This is a genomic window from Sphingopyxis bauzanensis (assembly GCF_002205675.1).
Taxonomy (GTDB): Bacteria; Pseudomonadota; Alphaproteobacteria; order Sphingomonadales; family Sphingomonadaceae; genus Sphingopyxis; species Sphingopyxis bauzanensis.
Genome location: NZ_NISK01000001.1, coordinates 305218 through 320868 on the forward strand (window position 1 = coordinate 305218; position 15651 = coordinate 320868).

Here is a 15651-nt window from a genome sequence, read left to right on the forward strand (position 1 = left end):
CAAAAGCAAGCGTCCGCGGCGCATTTGGGATGAACGGCGCGCGCATCCGGTCATTCGATCCGGCGCCAATCTGACTCCGTTCGTCGCAAAACACTTGAGAACAAACCACGAACATGCAACCAAAAGCCAAGCGAAACCGTCATTCCTGTCGGAAAGGTTTCGTTGACGAAAACCCGGAAGGACAGATCATGGTTCAGGTCGCAGCCGCACTCCTCTTCGCCCTCGCCGCCGGACTCGGCATCACGGTGATCCTGGCGATGTTGAAATCGAACGAGTCGGCGATTCTTTCGGCGCTGCTCGGCGAAGGCGCCTTTACGGGCGACGCCGCCCCCCAGCCCGGACCTACGACCGTCATCAAACTCCGCCCGTCAGAACCGCGTCGCCACATTGCGCGCGCTATCGTCACGCGGTCCCAGCTTAGCCAGCCACAGTTCAGCTGCGCCGCCTGACCTTTGCATAGCTGGCGAGGCCGAACGGCAGCGTCGCCGCATAGATTGCGCAGACGGCGAGCAGCGTCAGCCACGGCGCGGTCACCAGCGCGGCACCAAGCAACCCGACCCCCGCCAGAGCGAACAATCGCCACGACCGACGCAGGCGGATTGAGGCCCAGCTGTAAGTGGGGATCGCCGAGATCATCAGCATCGCGACACCCAGCGCCCACGGCATCACGACATACCATTCGCGGAACAGCTCATTGCCCGTCGTCAGCCACAGATAGACGGGCACGAACGCCAAGCCTGCCCCGGCGGGTGCGGGAATACCGGTGTTAAAGCCGGCGGATTTGTGCGGCTGAAAATCGGCATCCATCCGCGAGTTGAAGCGCGCCAGCCGCAGCGCGCAGCAGACGGCCAGCGCCAGCGCCGCGGTCCAGCCAAATTTCGGCGCATCCTGAAGCGACCACAGGAACAGGATCATTGCCGGAGCGACGCCAAAGGCGATGACGTCCGACAGCGAATCGAGCTCGGCGCCAAATTTGCTTTGCGCGCGCAGCAGGCGCGCAATGCGCCCGTCCATGCCGTCGAGCACCCCGGCAACAATCACTGCGGCGATGGCAAATTCAAACTGCCCGCCGATCGCAAAGCGCACCCCGGTCAGGCCAAAGCACAGCGCCAGCACGGTGATCGCATTGGGGGCAAAAGCGCGCAGGCCTATCCCCCCGATACGGCGACCCGCGGCGTCCGCCGGAAGCTGGGTGTCGTCTGTCATCCTATTGCCCGATGCCGTCGATCATCGCAGCCTGCCCGATCCGGGCGACAACGGTTTCACCCGCCAGCGTCCGCTGGCCAAGCAACACCTGCGGCGTGGTCCCCGCAGGCAGATAGACATCGACTCGGCTGCCGAAGCGGATCAGCCCGACGCGCTGGCCAGTCGTCAGTTCGTTGCCCATGGTTACGAACGGCATGATCCGCCGCGCGACCAGACCTGCGATCTGGGTAAAACCGATGCGCACCCCGTCGGCACGCTCGACGACAAAATGCTGGCGCTCATTCTCTTCGCTCGCCTTGTCGAGATCGGCGTTGAGGAATTTGCCCGGGATATAAACGAGCTTGCGCAACGTTCCTGCAATTGGCGTGCGGTTGATGTGGACATCGAACACGCTCATAAAAATCGACACGCGCAGCATCGGCGCGTCGCCTAATCCGTCGGCGCCAGCGATCTCGGGCGGCGGGGCGACCTCGGCGATCTGGGTCACCAGCCCGTCGGCGGGCGCGATGACGACATCGCTGCCCGTCGGGGTGATGCGAACGGGGTCGCGGAAAAAGGTACCGACCCACACGGTCACCCCGAACATCAGCCAGCCGACAATCTCCCAGCCGAGCAGCCAGAAGCAGAGGGTGATGATCGCCGCGATCAAAAGGAACTTGCGCCCCTCGGGATGGATCGATGGCCATTGCCATTTGATGCCGCCACCGGGGCGGTTGGAAGAGATGATGTTGGACATGGCCGTTCTTCTAGGGTGCGCGCCTGACACTGACAATGAATAAGGCATGGTCAGGGTTCCACCACGCCCATTGATCAATCGCGCCGCTTTGCCTAAGGCCCGCTGCAACTCCGACTCCCCAAGGATAAAGGCAGCAGCATGGGCAAGATCAAGGTAGCCAACCCGGTCGTCGAACTCGACGGCGACGAAATGACCCGGATCATCTGGCAATGGATCCGCGAACGGCTGATCCTTCCCTATCTCGACATCGACCTTCATTATTACGATCTCAGCATCGAAATGCGCGACCAGACCGACGACAAGATCACGGTCGATGCCGCCAACGCGATCGCCAAATATGGCGTCGGCGTGAAATGTGCGACGATCACCCCCGACGAACAGCGCGTCGAGGAATTCGGCCTTAAGAAAATGTGGAAGTCGCCGAACGGCACGATCCGCAACATCCTGGGCGGCGTCGTGTTCCGCGAACCGATCGTCATGAAGAACGTTCCGCGCCTCGTCCCCGGCTGGACCGACCCGATCGTCGTCGGTCGTCACGCGTTCGGCGACCAGTATAAGGCAACCGACTTCCGCGTCCCTGGCCCCGGCAAACTGCGCCTGGTATTCGAGGGCGAAGACGGCAAGGTCATCGACGAAGAGGTGTTCCTGTTCCCCTCTTCGGGCGTCGCGATGGCGATGTACAACCTCGACGATTCGATCCGCGACTTCGCGCGCGCCAGCCTGAATTATGGCCTCGCCCGCAAGTGGCCGGTGTATCTGTCGACCAAGAACACGATCCTGAAAGCCTATGACGGCCGCTTCAAGGACATCTTCGAAGAAGTGTTCACCGCCGAATTCAAGGCCGATTTCGACGCCGCGGGCATCGTTTACGAACATCGCCTGATCGACGACATGGTCGCATCGGCGCTCAAGTGGAGCGGCAAGTTTGTCTGGGCCTGCAAGAATTACGACGGCGACGTTCAGTCGGACACCGTCGCGCAGGGTTTCGGCTCGCTCGGCCTGATGACCAGCGTGCTGATGACCCCCGATGGCCAGACCGTCGAATCCGAAGCAGCGCACGGCACCGTCACCCGCCACTACCGCATGCACCAGCAGGGCAAGGCGACCTCGACCAACCCGATCGCGTCGATCTTTGCGTGGACCGGCGGCCTCAAGCACCGCGGCAAGCTCGACGATAACGCCGAACTGGTGAAGTTTGCCGATGATCTGGAAAAAGTCTGCGTCGCGACGGTCGAAAGCGGCAAGATGACCAAAGATCTGGCGCTGCTGATCGGCCCCGACCAGAACTGGCTGACCACCGAAGGCTTCTTTGAAGCGATCGTCGAAAATCTTGAAGCCAAGATGGGTAGCTGAAAACAACCAAAAAGGTTGGGATAGCTCTCTAGCCAATCGGGGCCGGCCTGCATAAGGTCGGCCCCTATGGTATCGGAAACAGAAACATCGGCCATCGGCAATGCGCTGGTGGTTTTAGGCGCCGCGGGCATCGTCATCCCGGCGTTTGCGCGCTTTCGCCTGCCCCCCGTCATCGGGTTCATCCTCGTCGGCCTGCTGGTGGGGCCGTCGGGGCTGGGATCGCTGGCAGGGGATTATCCGTGGCTGAAACATGTCACGATCGGATCGACCGACGATATCGCGCTATTTGCCGAATTCGGCATCATCATGCTGTTGTTTTCGATCGGTCTCGAGCTCTCGTTCCGCCGCCTGTGGCAATTACGCAAACTTGTGTTCGGAGTTGGCGCAGCCGAACTGCTGCTCGGCGGCGCGATCCTTGGCGGCGGCTTATGGCTGCTCGGAGACCTGTCGACCCCCGCGGCGTTCGGGCTCGGCATCGCCCTCGCGCTGTCGTCGACCGCTTTGGTGCTGCCGATGGTGGGGACCAAGTCGGCGGTGGGTCGCGCGTCATTTTCGATGTTGCTGTTCGAAGATCTGGCGATCGTCCCGATCATCTTTGTCCTCGGCGCCCTCGCCCCCAATCCTGCCGGTGACAATGCCCAACTGCTGATGACGACGCTGTGGCAGGGCGCGCTGGTGGTTGCGGTGCTGGCGGTTGCGGGCTGGTTCCTGTTGCCGCGAATCTTTGCCCAGGCGGCGCGCGCCAAGGATCCCGAACTGTTCCTGGCGGCCAGCCTGCTTGTGGTGATCGTCGCCGCGCTCGCCACCGCGACGGTCGGGCTATCGCCGATCGTCGGGGCGCTGCTCGCCGGATTAATGATCGCCGAGACCGAATATCATGGCGAGGTCGAAGCGATCACCGCGCCGTTCAAGGGGCTCGCACTTGGGGTGTTCCTGATCAGCGTCGGCATGGGGCTGGACCTCAAGAGTATCGCCGCACAATGGCCGATGTTGATCGCCGCGGTCGTCGGCGTGATTACGGTCAAAGCGGTGGTGACCGCACTGCTACTGCGCTTTTCGGGCGCGCGCCGCGGTACAGCCGCCGAAGTCGGCTTGCTGATGTCGAGCCCGTCGGAGACGACCCTGATCGTGTTGACCGCCGCGCTGACGGCGGGAATCATCGATCCCGAAACAGCGAGTTTCTGGCAGCTTGTCACCGCGATCGGCCTGACCATCACGCCGCTGCTGGCGCGCGTCGGCCATGACGTTGCGCGGCAGATCGAAATGCGCAGCGACGACACGCCGGAGGATGAGCCCGCAGTGGCGCGGACCGTCATCGTCGGCTTTGGCCGCGTCGGGCGCACGGTTGCAGAGCTGCTGCGCGAACATGGCCGCGCCTATATCGCGGTCGATGCCAATATCGACAGCGTGGCGGTGGCGCGGCGCGACGGCTTTAAGGTGCGCTTTGCCGATGTCGCGCGGCAAGGCAGTCTCGACAAGCTGGGCATTGAAAGCGCCGACGCCATCGTGCTGACGATGGACGATCCCGTCCAGCAGCTGCGGATGACCAAGCAATTGCGCCAGAAATTTCCCGACCTGCCGATCATCAGCCGCGCGCGCGATGCAGACCATGCCGCGGCGCTATATCAGGCGGGAGCGAGCGATGCGGTGCCCGAGACGCTCGAAAGCTCGCTGCAACTTGCCGAAGCAGTGCTGATCGACCTGGGCGTCGCGATGGGGCTGGTGATCGCATCGATCCACGACTTGCGCGCCAAGATGCGCCACGACATCATGACCAAAGGCGAGCTGGATCGCGAACCCCGCATCCGCAAAGTGCGTGCGCCCGGCGGGAAAACCGCTTAGCGACCGCCCGCGGTGGTCGCTGTCGCCCCGGTTGCGGCACCCAGCGCCGACGCGTCGGCCAGCGTCATCCCCTTGGGCAGGATCGCCAGCGACCATTGGCGCTGCGGCGTCAGATATTGCTGTGCCAGCCGCTGGACGTCAGCAGCGGTCACCGCGGCAATGTCGGTCTCCATTGACAGCGCCGCGGTGGCGACGCGCGGGTCGCGCGTCGCGCCCTCCAGCAGAAACATCCAATAGACATTGCCGGTCGACGCACGCGAGACCATTTCGCGGATCGGCACCGCGTTGCGCGTCAGTTCATCGACGCCCACCTGGTTGGCGACCAGATCGGCGGCAATGTCGCGCGCAATGCCATAAAAGCGGTCGATATCCTTCGGCGCAAGCAGGCTGCCAACGAGCAGATAGCCGCCGCTGTCGAATCCCGTCGGCCAATGGCTGTCGACCACCGGACCATAGCTCGCTCCCTGTTCAGCGCGCAGGCGATCGAACAGGCGGTCGTTGAAGATCGCGGCAAGTACTTCGAGCCCGCGCGCATCGCGCGGGTTGGCGAGACCACCGCCGGTCGGCCACGCCGTCATCGCCGCCGCCTGCCCCTCGGCGCCGCGATGATAGGCGATATCGGGAACCGGGGCCGCTTTGGCGAAATCGACGCGCTGGCCGTTGGCGGGCGCCAGCACTTTTCGCGGCGGCAGAGCGCCGAGCGTGCTCGCCAGGATCTCGCGATAATCGACCGCTTCCAGGTCGCCGAAAATCTGCACCTCGATCGGTCCGCTGGCGAGCCGCGGCTCCCAAAAGGCGCGGAAGGCGGCAGGGGTCAGCGCTTCGATCTGCGCCTTGTCGGGCGCCGCCCAACGCGCGTCATTATTGGTCAGCCAGCCGCGCAGATTGCGGTCGAGCACCGCATTGGGGGTGGCGTCGTTGAGGTCATGGCCGGTGAGATAACCGACACGCAGGCGCTCAATCGGTGCCGTGTCCCAGCGCGGCTGCGCCAGCTTGCCCGCGATCAGTCGCATCTGGTCGGAAAGGTCGGCGGGCTTGCTTTCCGCCGACAGTTCGAACGCGTTGTCGTCGATCGAAAAATTCAGCTGAATCTGCCGCCCGTTGGTCAGCTGGTCGATCTCATTCTGTCCCCACGGCCCGATTCCGCTGGCGACCAGAGCATAATCACCGGTCCACAACAGGTTCGGGGAATCGGCGGCGACACTGCGGTTGCCGGTACCGAACCGCACATTGACGCGCACCTTGCCGGGTTCAATCTTGTTGTTCGACACCAGCGCGGTCACGCCATTAGCAAATTCGATCCGTTCGGCGCGCAGGCCGAGCAGGCTGTCGGTAGAGGTGATCGTCCCCGGCGTTCCAAAAGCGGGGAGCTGTTTGAAATCGGCCTGTACCGACACCAACCGATCGTCGCGCGCGGTCACCGGCGCTTTTAGCGCGGCCCGTACGGCCGCGTCGCCGCCCGCCGCGGTCGGTGTCGTTAACACAGCGCGCGTCACCGGGGCGGCAAAAATCGCCTTGCTGGTCTCCAGCATCACTTGCGGCGTCGCAAACGCGCGGATCGCCTTGAACATATCGACCTGCCCCTGCGGGCTTGTCACGACCTCGTGAATGTCGACGGCACGGACCAGATCGTCGGCCAGCCGCGCGCCGGGCTCGTTGCGCGCATTTTCCAGTTCCTTGCGCAGGAAGGCCTCGATTTCATTCGCTTCGCGGTCGATGTCGGCCTGTGACGGAGGGTTGCTGGTCGCGTCGGCGATCACCCCGCGTACATCGGCGAGCGCCGCCTTCCAGTCGCTGAGCGGCACGATCGACGCCATGGTGATGTCGGCGCTGCGGCTGACATATTGCTGTTCGACGGTCGCGACCAGATAGCTGCCGCCACTGCGCGCCCGGTTTTCCAAACGGCGGTTGACGAGCGCCTGCGCGATGAATTCCAGATAGAGCCGCCGCGTGTTTTCGACCGTGTCGATGCGTTTCTGCCACGGGCGCACCATCGCCAGTGTCAGCGCAAGCGGCTGGTTCGCCTCGACGATTTCGCGTGCGGGTGATGCTTTCGGGTCGGGCTTGCCGAAATCAGGGTCGACGGGATTCGGTCCGTCGGCGCGCCAATCGCCATAATATTTCGCGACCAGTCGCGCCAGTTCGGCGGGTTCAGAGTCACCAACGATGACCACCACCGCCCGATCGGGGCGATACCAGCGTTTGTGAAAGGCAGCGACGGTCGGCGCGCTAGCTTTGCCCAGCGATGCGGTCGTGCCGATCGGCGAGCGGTCGCCGAGCAGCTGACCGGCGAACAGATGCGCGTTGGTCGCATCGCCGATCCGCTTCTGCGGTCCGTCCGATTCACGCAATTCGGACATCACCACACCGCGTTCGGCGGCGACCGCCAGTTCGGAAATCCTGGGCTGGCGGATCATGCCCGACAGCAATTTCATGCTCTCGTCGAGATTGGCGGGGGTCACGCTGGGCAGGTCGAGTTGATACACGGTCTGCGTCGGCGTCGTCTGAGCGTTCGAATCGCTGCCAAAAGTCACTCCAAATCGCTGCCAGATGCGCTTGGCTTCGCCGTCGGGGATATGTTCGGAGCCGCGAAAGGTCAGATGTTCGAGCAGATGCGCATAGCCGCGCTCTTCCTCCGTTTCGAACATCGATCCGACGTCCATGCGGACGCGAATTGACACCTGTCCCGGCGGCACGCCGTTGTTGCGCACGGCATAGCGCACGCCGTTGGGCAGGGTCCCGAATTGCCATGCGGTGTCGCGCGGAATGTCACTGTCAGCATAGAGCCAGTCGCCACTCGCCGTCTGACTGGTCGCCGTCGTCGGCGCGGTTCCGCCTTGCGCGTTGACGGCGAAGGGAAGCAGCAACAACGCCGCGCCAGCACTGGCGCACAGGAGCGATCGGGAAAATCGAAGCGACATACGCACAGGGGAATTGGCCATTGGGCCATCTTATCGCGTTCAAACCTTGCTGGCCACTGAACTGTCGCGGCACTTGTCCTGCAAACTGCATCGGCTTAGCGATAGGGGATGATCATGACGAACGATCCCCAAGCAGGCGCTCCGCTCGCCGCGCTCATCCAGATGAACAGCGGGATCGATCCGGCCGCAAACCTGGCGACGATCGATCGCGCGATGGCGAACGCGGCGGCGGGCGGCGCCGCGATGGCATTCCTGCCCGAAATGTCGCTGCTGCTCGATCGCGACCGCGTGCGATCCGCGGCACATATCACGCGCGAAAGTGACAGTGTCTGGCCGGTTGCTTTGCAAACGCTGGCGCATAAGCATGGCCTGTGGCTCCACTCGGGATCGATGCCGCTACTATCCGACGATGGCGCGCGGCGCGTAAACCGCAGCCATGTGATCGCCGCCGACGGCAGCGTCCGCGCACGCTATGACAAGATCCACATGTTCGACGTCACCCTGCCGACGGGCGAGAACTGGACCGAATCGGCGGCCTATGCCAGCGGCGATGCGCTGGTCGTCGTCGATACCCCGCTTGGCCGGTTAGGACTGAGCATCTGTTATGATTTGCGATTCCCTGAACTTTACCGGGCGCTGGTCGACCAAGGGGCGAACCTGATCGCGATCCCCGCCGCGTTCACGATGCCGACGGGCGAGGCGCATTGGCATGTGCTGATGCGCGCGCGGGCGATTGAAACCGGCTGTCATGTTCTGGCGGCGGCGCAATGCGGGGACCATGAAGACGGCCGCGCGACCTATGGCCACAGTCTGATCGTCGATCCGTGGGGCGCCATATTGGGCGATGCCAACGCAGCCAGCGACGAAACTGGGTATCGCGTGGTGCTGGCACCGATCGATGTCGCTGCAACCGATCGCGCTCGGCAATCGATCCCCTTGGCCCGCTCGCGGGCCATGCGAAACATCGCGCTCTAGACATCCCACGATCGCGTCTGAGCCACGTCAGCGCCAGCCGTTCCGGAAAGTCTAACAACCGACAAGCACAAACCGAAGACGCGCAAAAGGCCCCGAGCGAAACTCGGAGCCTTTTGGTATCTCTAGCAATCAGCCGAAATTACGGGCTGGTCGGCGAATCGTCGTTGTTGTCCGACGCGATGATGATGCCGCCGATGATAGCAGCAAGCGCGATGATCGCGATGATCCAACCGCTGCCTTCGAGCTCGCTCTGGCCTTCTACGGCCGAAGCTGCACGGGCTGCGGGAGCGGCCGATGCGGCAACCGGGGCTGCGATCATCGAGGTCGCTGCGAGAGAGATCGCAGCCTTTTTGAGCAGGTTCATTATTTTCTCCGTCCACTGGATTAGTCTTGTCGAATCACACCCAAGGCAGAACCTCCGGTCTGCTTCTGCGCTGCCTTCTTAGGCACAGGCTTCAGCAAATGCAACGACGATTTGGCATAGCGCGGCAATTCTTACCAAATTGCTAAATTGAGGAAAAATGCCTCGCGGATGACCTTAACCGCGCCGCACCCGATCGAAGGATTCACGCGTCACCGGATAGCCAAGATGATCGGGAATACACAAAAAGGACTGCCCCTCGCACCATTCGATCCACGGCGTTACCAGCTCGACCGGAAACTGCCGCGAATGCGCCGAAAACTCGTCAAAATCGGCTACGCGTGCGAGGCGTTCGAGATTCCGACGGGTCGGAAAAATGACCGACACCTCGCCACGATCTGCCATCATCAGCGTTCGGTGGGCGCTCGCCCAGAAAATATGACTATGCTCGGCTTCTTCAACGGTCAGTTCATGGCCGTGCGGCGGCGCTGCGACGGCATAGAATCGCGTGTCGAACGTCCTCGCCTCTTTGAAGTTCGGACACCATCGCGCGAAAGGAACAAATGAATCCAACGCGATTCGATCACCGCGTGCCGCCAGGATGTCCGACAGCAGCGTTCCTGCCAGCAACGCCCGACGAACGTCGGCGAGCTCGCGCTCCTGCAATGCAGGCCAGCCGACAGCAAGGCCGGTTTCCTCCAGCGTCTCGCGCAACGCCGCGACCCGGGCGGCGCCGTCGGCCTCGTGAACATCGGGTCCGTGTTGGCGCGCCACCAGATAATCGTCGGGATCGACCCGGCCGCCCGGAAATACCACGGCGCCCGCTGCAAAGGCCATGTTCGTCGATCGTTTCACCATCAAAATCTCGTCGGGACCGTTATCCGGCGCCGGGCGCATGATGACCAGCGTCGCTGCGGGAATGGCACCTTCAGGCAGAACCTCGGAACCAGAGGGCGGGAGTGGCATGTCATTCATCACCCCCCGCGATAACCGTGCCGCCAAAGCTTGTCATCCCGGCATTGCGGCACGGTCAATGGAGGTGCAAGAAGAACGCGAACTGGACGGGGAGCAGGATATTGGGAATCGTCGAGATCTTGGGCCTTGCCGGCAGCCTCAGCCTCCTCGCCGGGTGGCGGCTCTACCTCACCATCTTGGCCACCGGCACCGCGATGCATTTTGGCTGGCTGCCGCTGCCTGAACATCTCGCCGCGTTGCAGGTGCTGGCAAATCCGTGGGTACTCGCGGTCGCGGCGGTCGGCACAATCGCCGAATTCCTTGCCGACAAGATCGCCTGGGTCGATTCGGTCTGGGACATGATCCACAGCGTGATCCGCCCGCTCGGCGGCGCCCTCCTCGCGCTGGCGCTCGTCGATGCCTCCGATCCGACCTGGCAAGTGATCGCCTTCCTGCTTGGCGGCGGCGGCGCATTGCTGAGCCACGGCGCCAAGGCGACGACGCGCGCGGTCGTCAACGCTAGCCCCGAACCCGTCAGCAATGTCGTCGTATCGACCGGCGAAGATGTCGCGACCGGCAGTCTGCTGGCACTCGCCATCGCCTTTCCGCCGCTGGCGATCGTCGTCGCCATATTTATGGCAATCGCGGCGGTCATCGTAATAATCGCGCTGCGCCGCCTGCTCCGCAATATCAAAGCGACACTAAAGCGAGCGCTGGGCGACGAGCCGTCAACGGCGAATAGGCCGCCGGCACCTTAAGCTTCGTCATTGCGAGCGAAGCGAAGCAATCCAGATCGCCGCGTCGCCTTCGGCTCTTCGCAATGACGAGGTCTGTTATGCGGGTAGCAGCGCCTTAAGCGGTGTTTCGGGATCGGCGAGTTGTTCGGCGATCGCGTGCAGGCCCGCAGTGACGATCATCCGTCCCTGGACATAATCCTTCGTCGCGTTGACGCAGTCGATCGCGATGACCCTGCCCGCTTTCAGATAGACGACCGAGAAGCTGCGTGTTGCCGGATCGCCGCGCATCACGGCGCGATCGTGGCCAGTCGACAGCCCAGCAGTCTGGAGCTTGAGGTCATATTGGTTCGACCAGAACCAGGGGATCGCATGATAGGGCGCTTCGTCGCCGCAAATGCCCTTGGCGACAACATTCGCCTGATCATTGGCATTCTGCACCGACTCCAGCCGGATCACGACGCCTTCGGCAAAGTCGTTCTCGTGCGCAGCACAGTCGCCAATCGCATAGATGTCGGGCAGGCTGGTCTTGCACAGCCGGTCGACGAGCACGCCGTTGCCGCCCTCGGCGCCCGCCGCGATCAGCGGCTCGACGGCGGGGACGATGCCGATGCCGACGATGACGAGATCGGCGGCGATGACTTCGCCGTCAGCGAGCCGCACCCCGGTGACATGGGTATCGCCCTCGATCGCCTCGACCGCGACGCCCAGCCGCAGATCGACGCCATGCTCGCGATGCTCGCGCTCGTAGAAGCGCGAGAGTTCGGTCCCGGCAACGCGCGCCAGCACGCGGTCCTGCGCTTCGAGCAGCACGACTTTCTTGCCCGCCTTGCGCAGCACCGCCGCAGCCTCGAGTCCAATGTATCCGCCGCCAATGACAACGATCTGGCGCGCAGTCTCGGACGCCGCCTTCATCGCATCGGCATCGGCGCGGGTGCGCACGCCCTGTACCCCCGGCAGATCGCCGCCTGGGATCGGCAGCATCCGTGGGCTCCCGCCGGTGGCCCAGACGAGCTTGCCATAGCCAATCGCCTCGCCGCCATCGGTCGTGACACTGTGGCCCACGGGATCGACCGATACGACGCGCTTGCCGAGCAGCATCGTCACCTCGCGTTCGTCCCAATATTTGGCGGGGCGCAGCTGGATGCGTTCGAATTCCTTTTCGCCCGCGAAATATTCCTTCGACAGCGGCGGCCGCTCATAGGGCAATTCGGGCTCGTCGCCGATGATCGCGATGCTGCCGGTGAATTTCTGCGTGCGCAGCATGATCGCGACCTGCGCCCCGCCATGGCCGGCGCCCACGATCACCACATCGAACTGCATTGAAGGTCTCCCGCTCATTCTGCGCGTCCCTTGCACGCGATGACGGGAGAGACAAGCCGGGTCGACTTTCTGCACAGCAAAGAAAAACTTGAAATCGCGGCAATGTCGCGCGGCTGCAAGACCGTCAGTCGCGGCGCGCAAGGCGGGCGCGAATCGCGGCGGTATAGGTGCGGCCGACCCTTAGCTCGGTGCCATCGTTCAGCACCGCAATCAGCGAATGGAATTGCCCGCCCTTGACCCGCTCGACGGCGTCGATGCGGACCATCGTGCTGCGGTGGATCCGCAGAAACTGCTGCGGCGCCAGCTGTCGTTCGAGCGTTGCCAGATTTTCGTTGTACAGATATCCCTGACCGTCGGCATGGATGCGGACATAGTCGCGCTCGGCGCTGACATGCGAAATGCTTTCGGGCTTGATGCGGACATATTCGCCACCCGCGCGCACCCAAAATTCGCCCATCTGCTGGCGCGTTTCCGGTCCGGTCGCGCGTAGATTGGCGACAACCTCTTCCAGTTCACGGATGCGGTCGGCGCTTTGCGCCTGCTCGACGACCCCCCGCGCGCGCTCCATGGCCGTCCGGAAACGTCCGGCCTCAATCGGCTTGGTGACATAGTCCACCGCCTGCGCGTCAAACGCGCGCAGTGCCTGGTCGCTGAATGCTGTGACAAATATCACCGCAGGTGCGGGGTCGGGCAAAAGGCGGAGCAAGTCGAACCCGCTGCCTCCCGGCATCCTGATGTCGAGCAAGATGATGTGGCAAGGCGATGCCGCAAGCCATTCGATTGCTTGCGCAACATTGCCCGCTTCCCCGACCTCGCCCACCCATGGCAGTTGCTGCGCCAGACGCACTGGGCGGCGGCGGGCCAACGGCTCGTCGTCGACGACCAATGTTACGAGACGTGACAACATCTTATCCAGGGTAAGCGGATTTCGGCTCGGAATTGCGTGGGGGTCGGTTTCGTCGCAAACGAACTTGCTGGCCCAAAGCGCGCTGCCAGACGATCGGCAACATTGCGCAGCCCGATCCGGCTGCCGACGCGCGTCGGATGGCCGTCCCCCGGAAACCGGTCGTTTTCGACGGATACGCACAAATCGTCGCCGTCGCGCCAAGCGACGATCCGGATCTCGACCTCGCGCGTGCTGGGCTCGACGCCGTGTTTAACGGCGTTTTCGACAAGCGGCTGCAGAATAAGATTCGGAACCATGATGAGCAAAGCCGCCTCTTCGACGTCGATGCTAAAGCGCATGCGGTCCGCGAAGCGTTCGCGCTCGATCTCAAGATAATCTTCCTGCAGGGCCAGTTCGGCCGCCAGGGTAACGTCCGTCATCGGGTCGAGTTCGAGCGTCTGGCGCAGAAAGGTCGAGAGCGATATCATCATTCGCTGCGCCCGCGCGCTCGCGCCTTCTTCGACCAGCCCGACCGCCGAGTTCAGCGTGTTGAACAGGAAATGCGGATTAATCTGGTAGCGCAGAGCGCGCATTTGCGCCGAGAGCGCCTCTTCGCGCGCCTGCGCCAGACTGCGCTCGCGGTCGCGGACTTCGAAACTGTATAGCAGCGCGACATAGAGGCACGACCAGCCAAAGAACATGCCGGTGGAGGAGATCATCGTGTGGCCGAAAACGACCTGGTCGAACGACCAGTTCACCGGCTGCACAAACCAAATGTAAACGAGGATATCGATGCCACTGAGGATCGCTGCCGCCACGATCGAAAATGTGAACGCGATGAGGACTTTGATAAAGATCGACGCGTGGCGCAGCCTAAACAGCGACGCGGTCACGATCAGCGTCAGCCCGACGCCAAAGCTGTTCGTGATTATCTTGCCGAGCGCCGATTTGATGGGATCAACGCCTGCGATGCCCCACAGGATGCTGTCGGACACGAATACGCAAAGCCAGAAGAGCGCCGCCAGCTTGACCGTCGTCGCGGTAATCGCTTTGCGTTCGCGAACCGACGCGCGACCCGGCGGCGCGCGCAGAGGGTCGCCGTCGGTCGCAGATCCGTCCGATTGCGCCTTTCGTTCTAGCGCGCTCGTCATCACCGACAAGCCAGTGGTAGAAAACCCCGCGCGTTCATTGCCCTGTGCAAGCCAACCGCCGCTTTTCCCCTCTTCCTGTCGAGCAATTGCGATAGCATCTCGGCGCCATGAAATATATCGACCCGTCATTCCATTTCGATCAGCACGCGAGCGTCATTCCGTTCGATCGCGACGATCGGACCATCGTCCTGGTCACAACGTCGCGCTATGGCGATGCCGACGCCATCGCGCGAATTAAATCCGCCCTGCCCGGCTCCGAGATTGTCAGCCTGTCGCACCCTGCCACCGGCCATCATCCTGCGGACAATCATGCCAGCGCGACGCCGACACTGACCCATCGCCAGCTGGAAATCCTGGGTCACCTGCTCAGCGGCCTGTCCAACAAGGAGATTGCCCGCAAGCTTGGTCTGTCGCATTTCACGGTGCGCAATCATGTCTCCAACATCCTGCGCATGATGGGATACTCCTGCCGTCGGACGATGCGAAGTTCGCTGGGGACCGAGCGCGTTCGGCCTGATTGCGCTACCAGTCTCGTCGCCTAGCAGCGGTCGCCGCGACCATTGACGGCGCCCGTCGCCACGGCAATTGCCATCGGCAACAAACCGCGCGCTGCGCCCATCGCCTGCCGCGTCCCGCGCACGCCCCGGCGCCACTCTTTCCGAATTAAGACCCCGCATCGATTCCATCCCATGAAGTTTATCAATGCCGCATCCTAGCCGAGCTTTGCCCCTAGCCCAATTGGCGGCGTGAACCGATACTGTCGGCAACGGTCTGCCCTCCTCCAATATCAAATTCGGTCACGACCAAGTCGCCTGGCGGGGCCGATTCCGACGAGGCCAATGTCGGAGTTACAAGTGGTGATTTCGATCGTGACCGCTCCGCCAGCCGCAACGGTGGCCGTCTGCGGGGGACACAAGGTCGCTATATGCTGCGCGCTCGCCGTTTGCGGCACCATCGCGCCAAGCACGACCATCACCGCAATCGCCATCCACCGCGCCATCGCTACGCGCAAAACCGCCAGATTCATGATCGTTTGTTCCCCAACGCCGCCTCGCCCGGTGATAGTGCGTCCACGGCGGAATCTAGGGATTGGGAACCCGCGCCACTAGGAGAGGAAATGTACTAGGTCACATCGGTGCGGCGGTCGAAATCGGGTCAATCAGGCCGACGGTCCCGCGTTTGTTTCGCTACCGCACAGCAGCAGCGGCG

At 63.0% G+C, this 15651-nt stretch carries 15 protein-coding genes; 6 read left to right on the top strand and 9 right to left on the bottom strand.

Going from position 1 to position 15651, the window contains the following annotated elements:
• Positions 1-113: 113 nt before the first annotated feature.
• Complete coding sequence (locus CDQ92_RS01445) at positions 114-449, top strand: hypothetical protein (RefSeq protein ID WP_237246106.1); 336 nt, start codon at positions 114-116, stop codon at positions 447-449.
• Here the strand turns inward: CDQ92_RS01445 and CDQ92_RS01450 are convergent.
• Together CDQ92_RS01450 and CDQ92_RS01455 are read right to left on the bottom strand one after the other, a co-directional pair.
• Positions 433-1206, bottom strand: a complete 774-nt coding sequence (locus tag CDQ92_RS01450; protein WP_088439429.1) for a CDP-alcohol phosphatidyltransferase family protein — start codon at positions 1204-1206, stop codon at positions 433-435. The genes CDQ92_RS01445 and CDQ92_RS01450 overlap by 17 nt on opposite strands.
• Before the next feature lies 1 nt (position 1207).
• Positions 1208-1942: a phosphatidylserine decarboxylase gene (locus CDQ92_RS01455; protein WP_088439431.1), complete on the bottom strand. Its 735-nt coding sequence runs from the start codon at positions 1940-1942 to the stop codon at positions 1208-1210.
• A 138-nt stretch (positions 1943-2080) separates the two neighbouring features.
• On the opposite strand from CDQ92_RS01455, the gene CDQ92_RS01460 reads away from it, so the two are divergent.
• Together CDQ92_RS01460 and CDQ92_RS01465 are read left to right on the top strand one after the other, a co-directional pair.
• Positions 2081-3295 (top strand): NADP-dependent isocitrate dehydrogenase, encoded by a 1215-nt coding sequence (locus CDQ92_RS01460; RefSeq protein ID WP_088439433.1) that lies wholly within the window; start codon positions 2081-2083, stop codon positions 3293-3295.
• A gap of 66 nt (positions 3296-3361) precedes the next feature.
• Complete coding sequence (locus tag CDQ92_RS01465; RefSeq protein WP_088439435.1) at positions 3362-5137, top strand: cation:proton antiporter domain-containing protein; 1776 nt, start codon at positions 3362-3364, stop codon at positions 5135-5137.
• Here CDQ92_RS01465 and CDQ92_RS01470 read toward each other — a convergent pair.
• Positions 5134-8058 (bottom strand): M16 family metallopeptidase, encoded by a 2925-nt coding sequence (locus tag CDQ92_RS01470; RefSeq protein WP_444544654.1) that lies wholly within the window; start codon positions 8056-8058, stop codon positions 5134-5136. The genes CDQ92_RS01465 and CDQ92_RS01470 overlap by 4 nt on opposite strands.
• Before the next feature lie 114 nt (positions 8059-8172).
• Between CDQ92_RS01470 and CDQ92_RS01475 the strand changes: the two genes are divergently transcribed.
• Positions 8173-9033, top strand: coding sequence for a carbon-nitrogen hydrolase family protein (locus tag CDQ92_RS01475; protein ID WP_088440506.1), 861 nt, complete (start codon positions 8173-8175; stop codon positions 9031-9033).
• A 139-nt stretch (positions 9034-9172) separates the two neighbouring features.
• Here CDQ92_RS01475 and CDQ92_RS01480 read toward each other — a convergent pair whose 3' ends face one another.
• Both CDQ92_RS01480 and CDQ92_RS01485 read right to left on the bottom strand, forming a co-directional pair.
• Positions 9173-9397, bottom strand: coding sequence for a hypothetical protein (locus CDQ92_RS01480; protein WP_088439439.1), 225 nt, complete (start codon positions 9395-9397; stop codon positions 9173-9175).
• A 174-nt stretch (positions 9398-9571) separates the two neighbouring features.
• A complete protein-coding gene (locus CDQ92_RS01485) occupies positions 9572-10360 on the bottom strand; it encodes an NUDIX hydrolase (protein ID WP_088440507.1) in 789 nt (262 codons plus the stop codon).
• A 110-nt stretch (positions 10361-10470) separates the two neighbouring features.
• Here CDQ92_RS01485 and CDQ92_RS01490 point away from each other — a divergent pair, with 110 nt between their 5' ends.
• Positions 10471-11106, top strand: a complete 636-nt coding sequence (locus tag CDQ92_RS01490; RefSeq protein ID WP_088439441.1) for a DUF4126 domain-containing protein — start codon at positions 10471-10473, stop codon at positions 11104-11106.
• A gap of 75 nt (positions 11107-11181) precedes the next feature.
• Here the strand turns inward: CDQ92_RS01490 and CDQ92_RS01495 are convergent, their stop codons facing one another.
• From CDQ92_RS01495 to CDQ92_RS01505, 3 genes are all read right to left on the bottom strand, one after another.
• Entirely contained in the window at positions 11182-12405 is a 1224-nt protein-coding gene (locus CDQ92_RS01495) for an NAD(P)/FAD-dependent oxidoreductase (protein ID WP_088439443.1), read from the bottom strand.
• Between the two features lie 124 nt (positions 12406-12529).
• A complete protein-coding gene (locus CDQ92_RS01500) occupies positions 12530-13312 on the bottom strand; it encodes a LytR/AlgR family response regulator transcription factor (RefSeq protein ID WP_088439445.1) in 783 nt (260 codons plus the stop codon).
• Positions 13294-14442, bottom strand: a complete 1149-nt coding sequence (locus CDQ92_RS01505) for a sensor histidine kinase (protein ID WP_088440508.1) — start codon at positions 14440-14442, stop codon at positions 13294-13296. The genes CDQ92_RS01500 and CDQ92_RS01505 overlap by 19 nt, the downstream gene beginning before the upstream one ends.
• A 107-nt stretch (positions 14443-14549) precedes the next feature.
• Here CDQ92_RS01505 and CDQ92_RS01510 point away from each other — a divergent pair, with 107 nt between their 5' ends.
• Positions 14550-14984 carry a LuxR C-terminal-related transcriptional regulator gene (locus CDQ92_RS01510; protein ID WP_088439447.1) on the top strand — a complete coding sequence of 145 codons (435 nt, stop codon included), beginning with the start codon at positions 14550-14552 and terminating at the stop codon, positions 14982-14984.
• 245 nt (positions 14985-15229) lie between these two features.
• On the opposite strand, the gene CDQ92_RS01515 is transcribed toward CDQ92_RS01510, so the two are convergent.
• A complete protein-coding gene (locus CDQ92_RS01515) occupies positions 15230-15469 on the bottom strand; it encodes a hypothetical protein (protein ID WP_088439449.1) in 240 nt (79 codons plus the stop codon).
• Between the last annotated feature and the right edge of the window lie 182 nt (positions 15470-15651).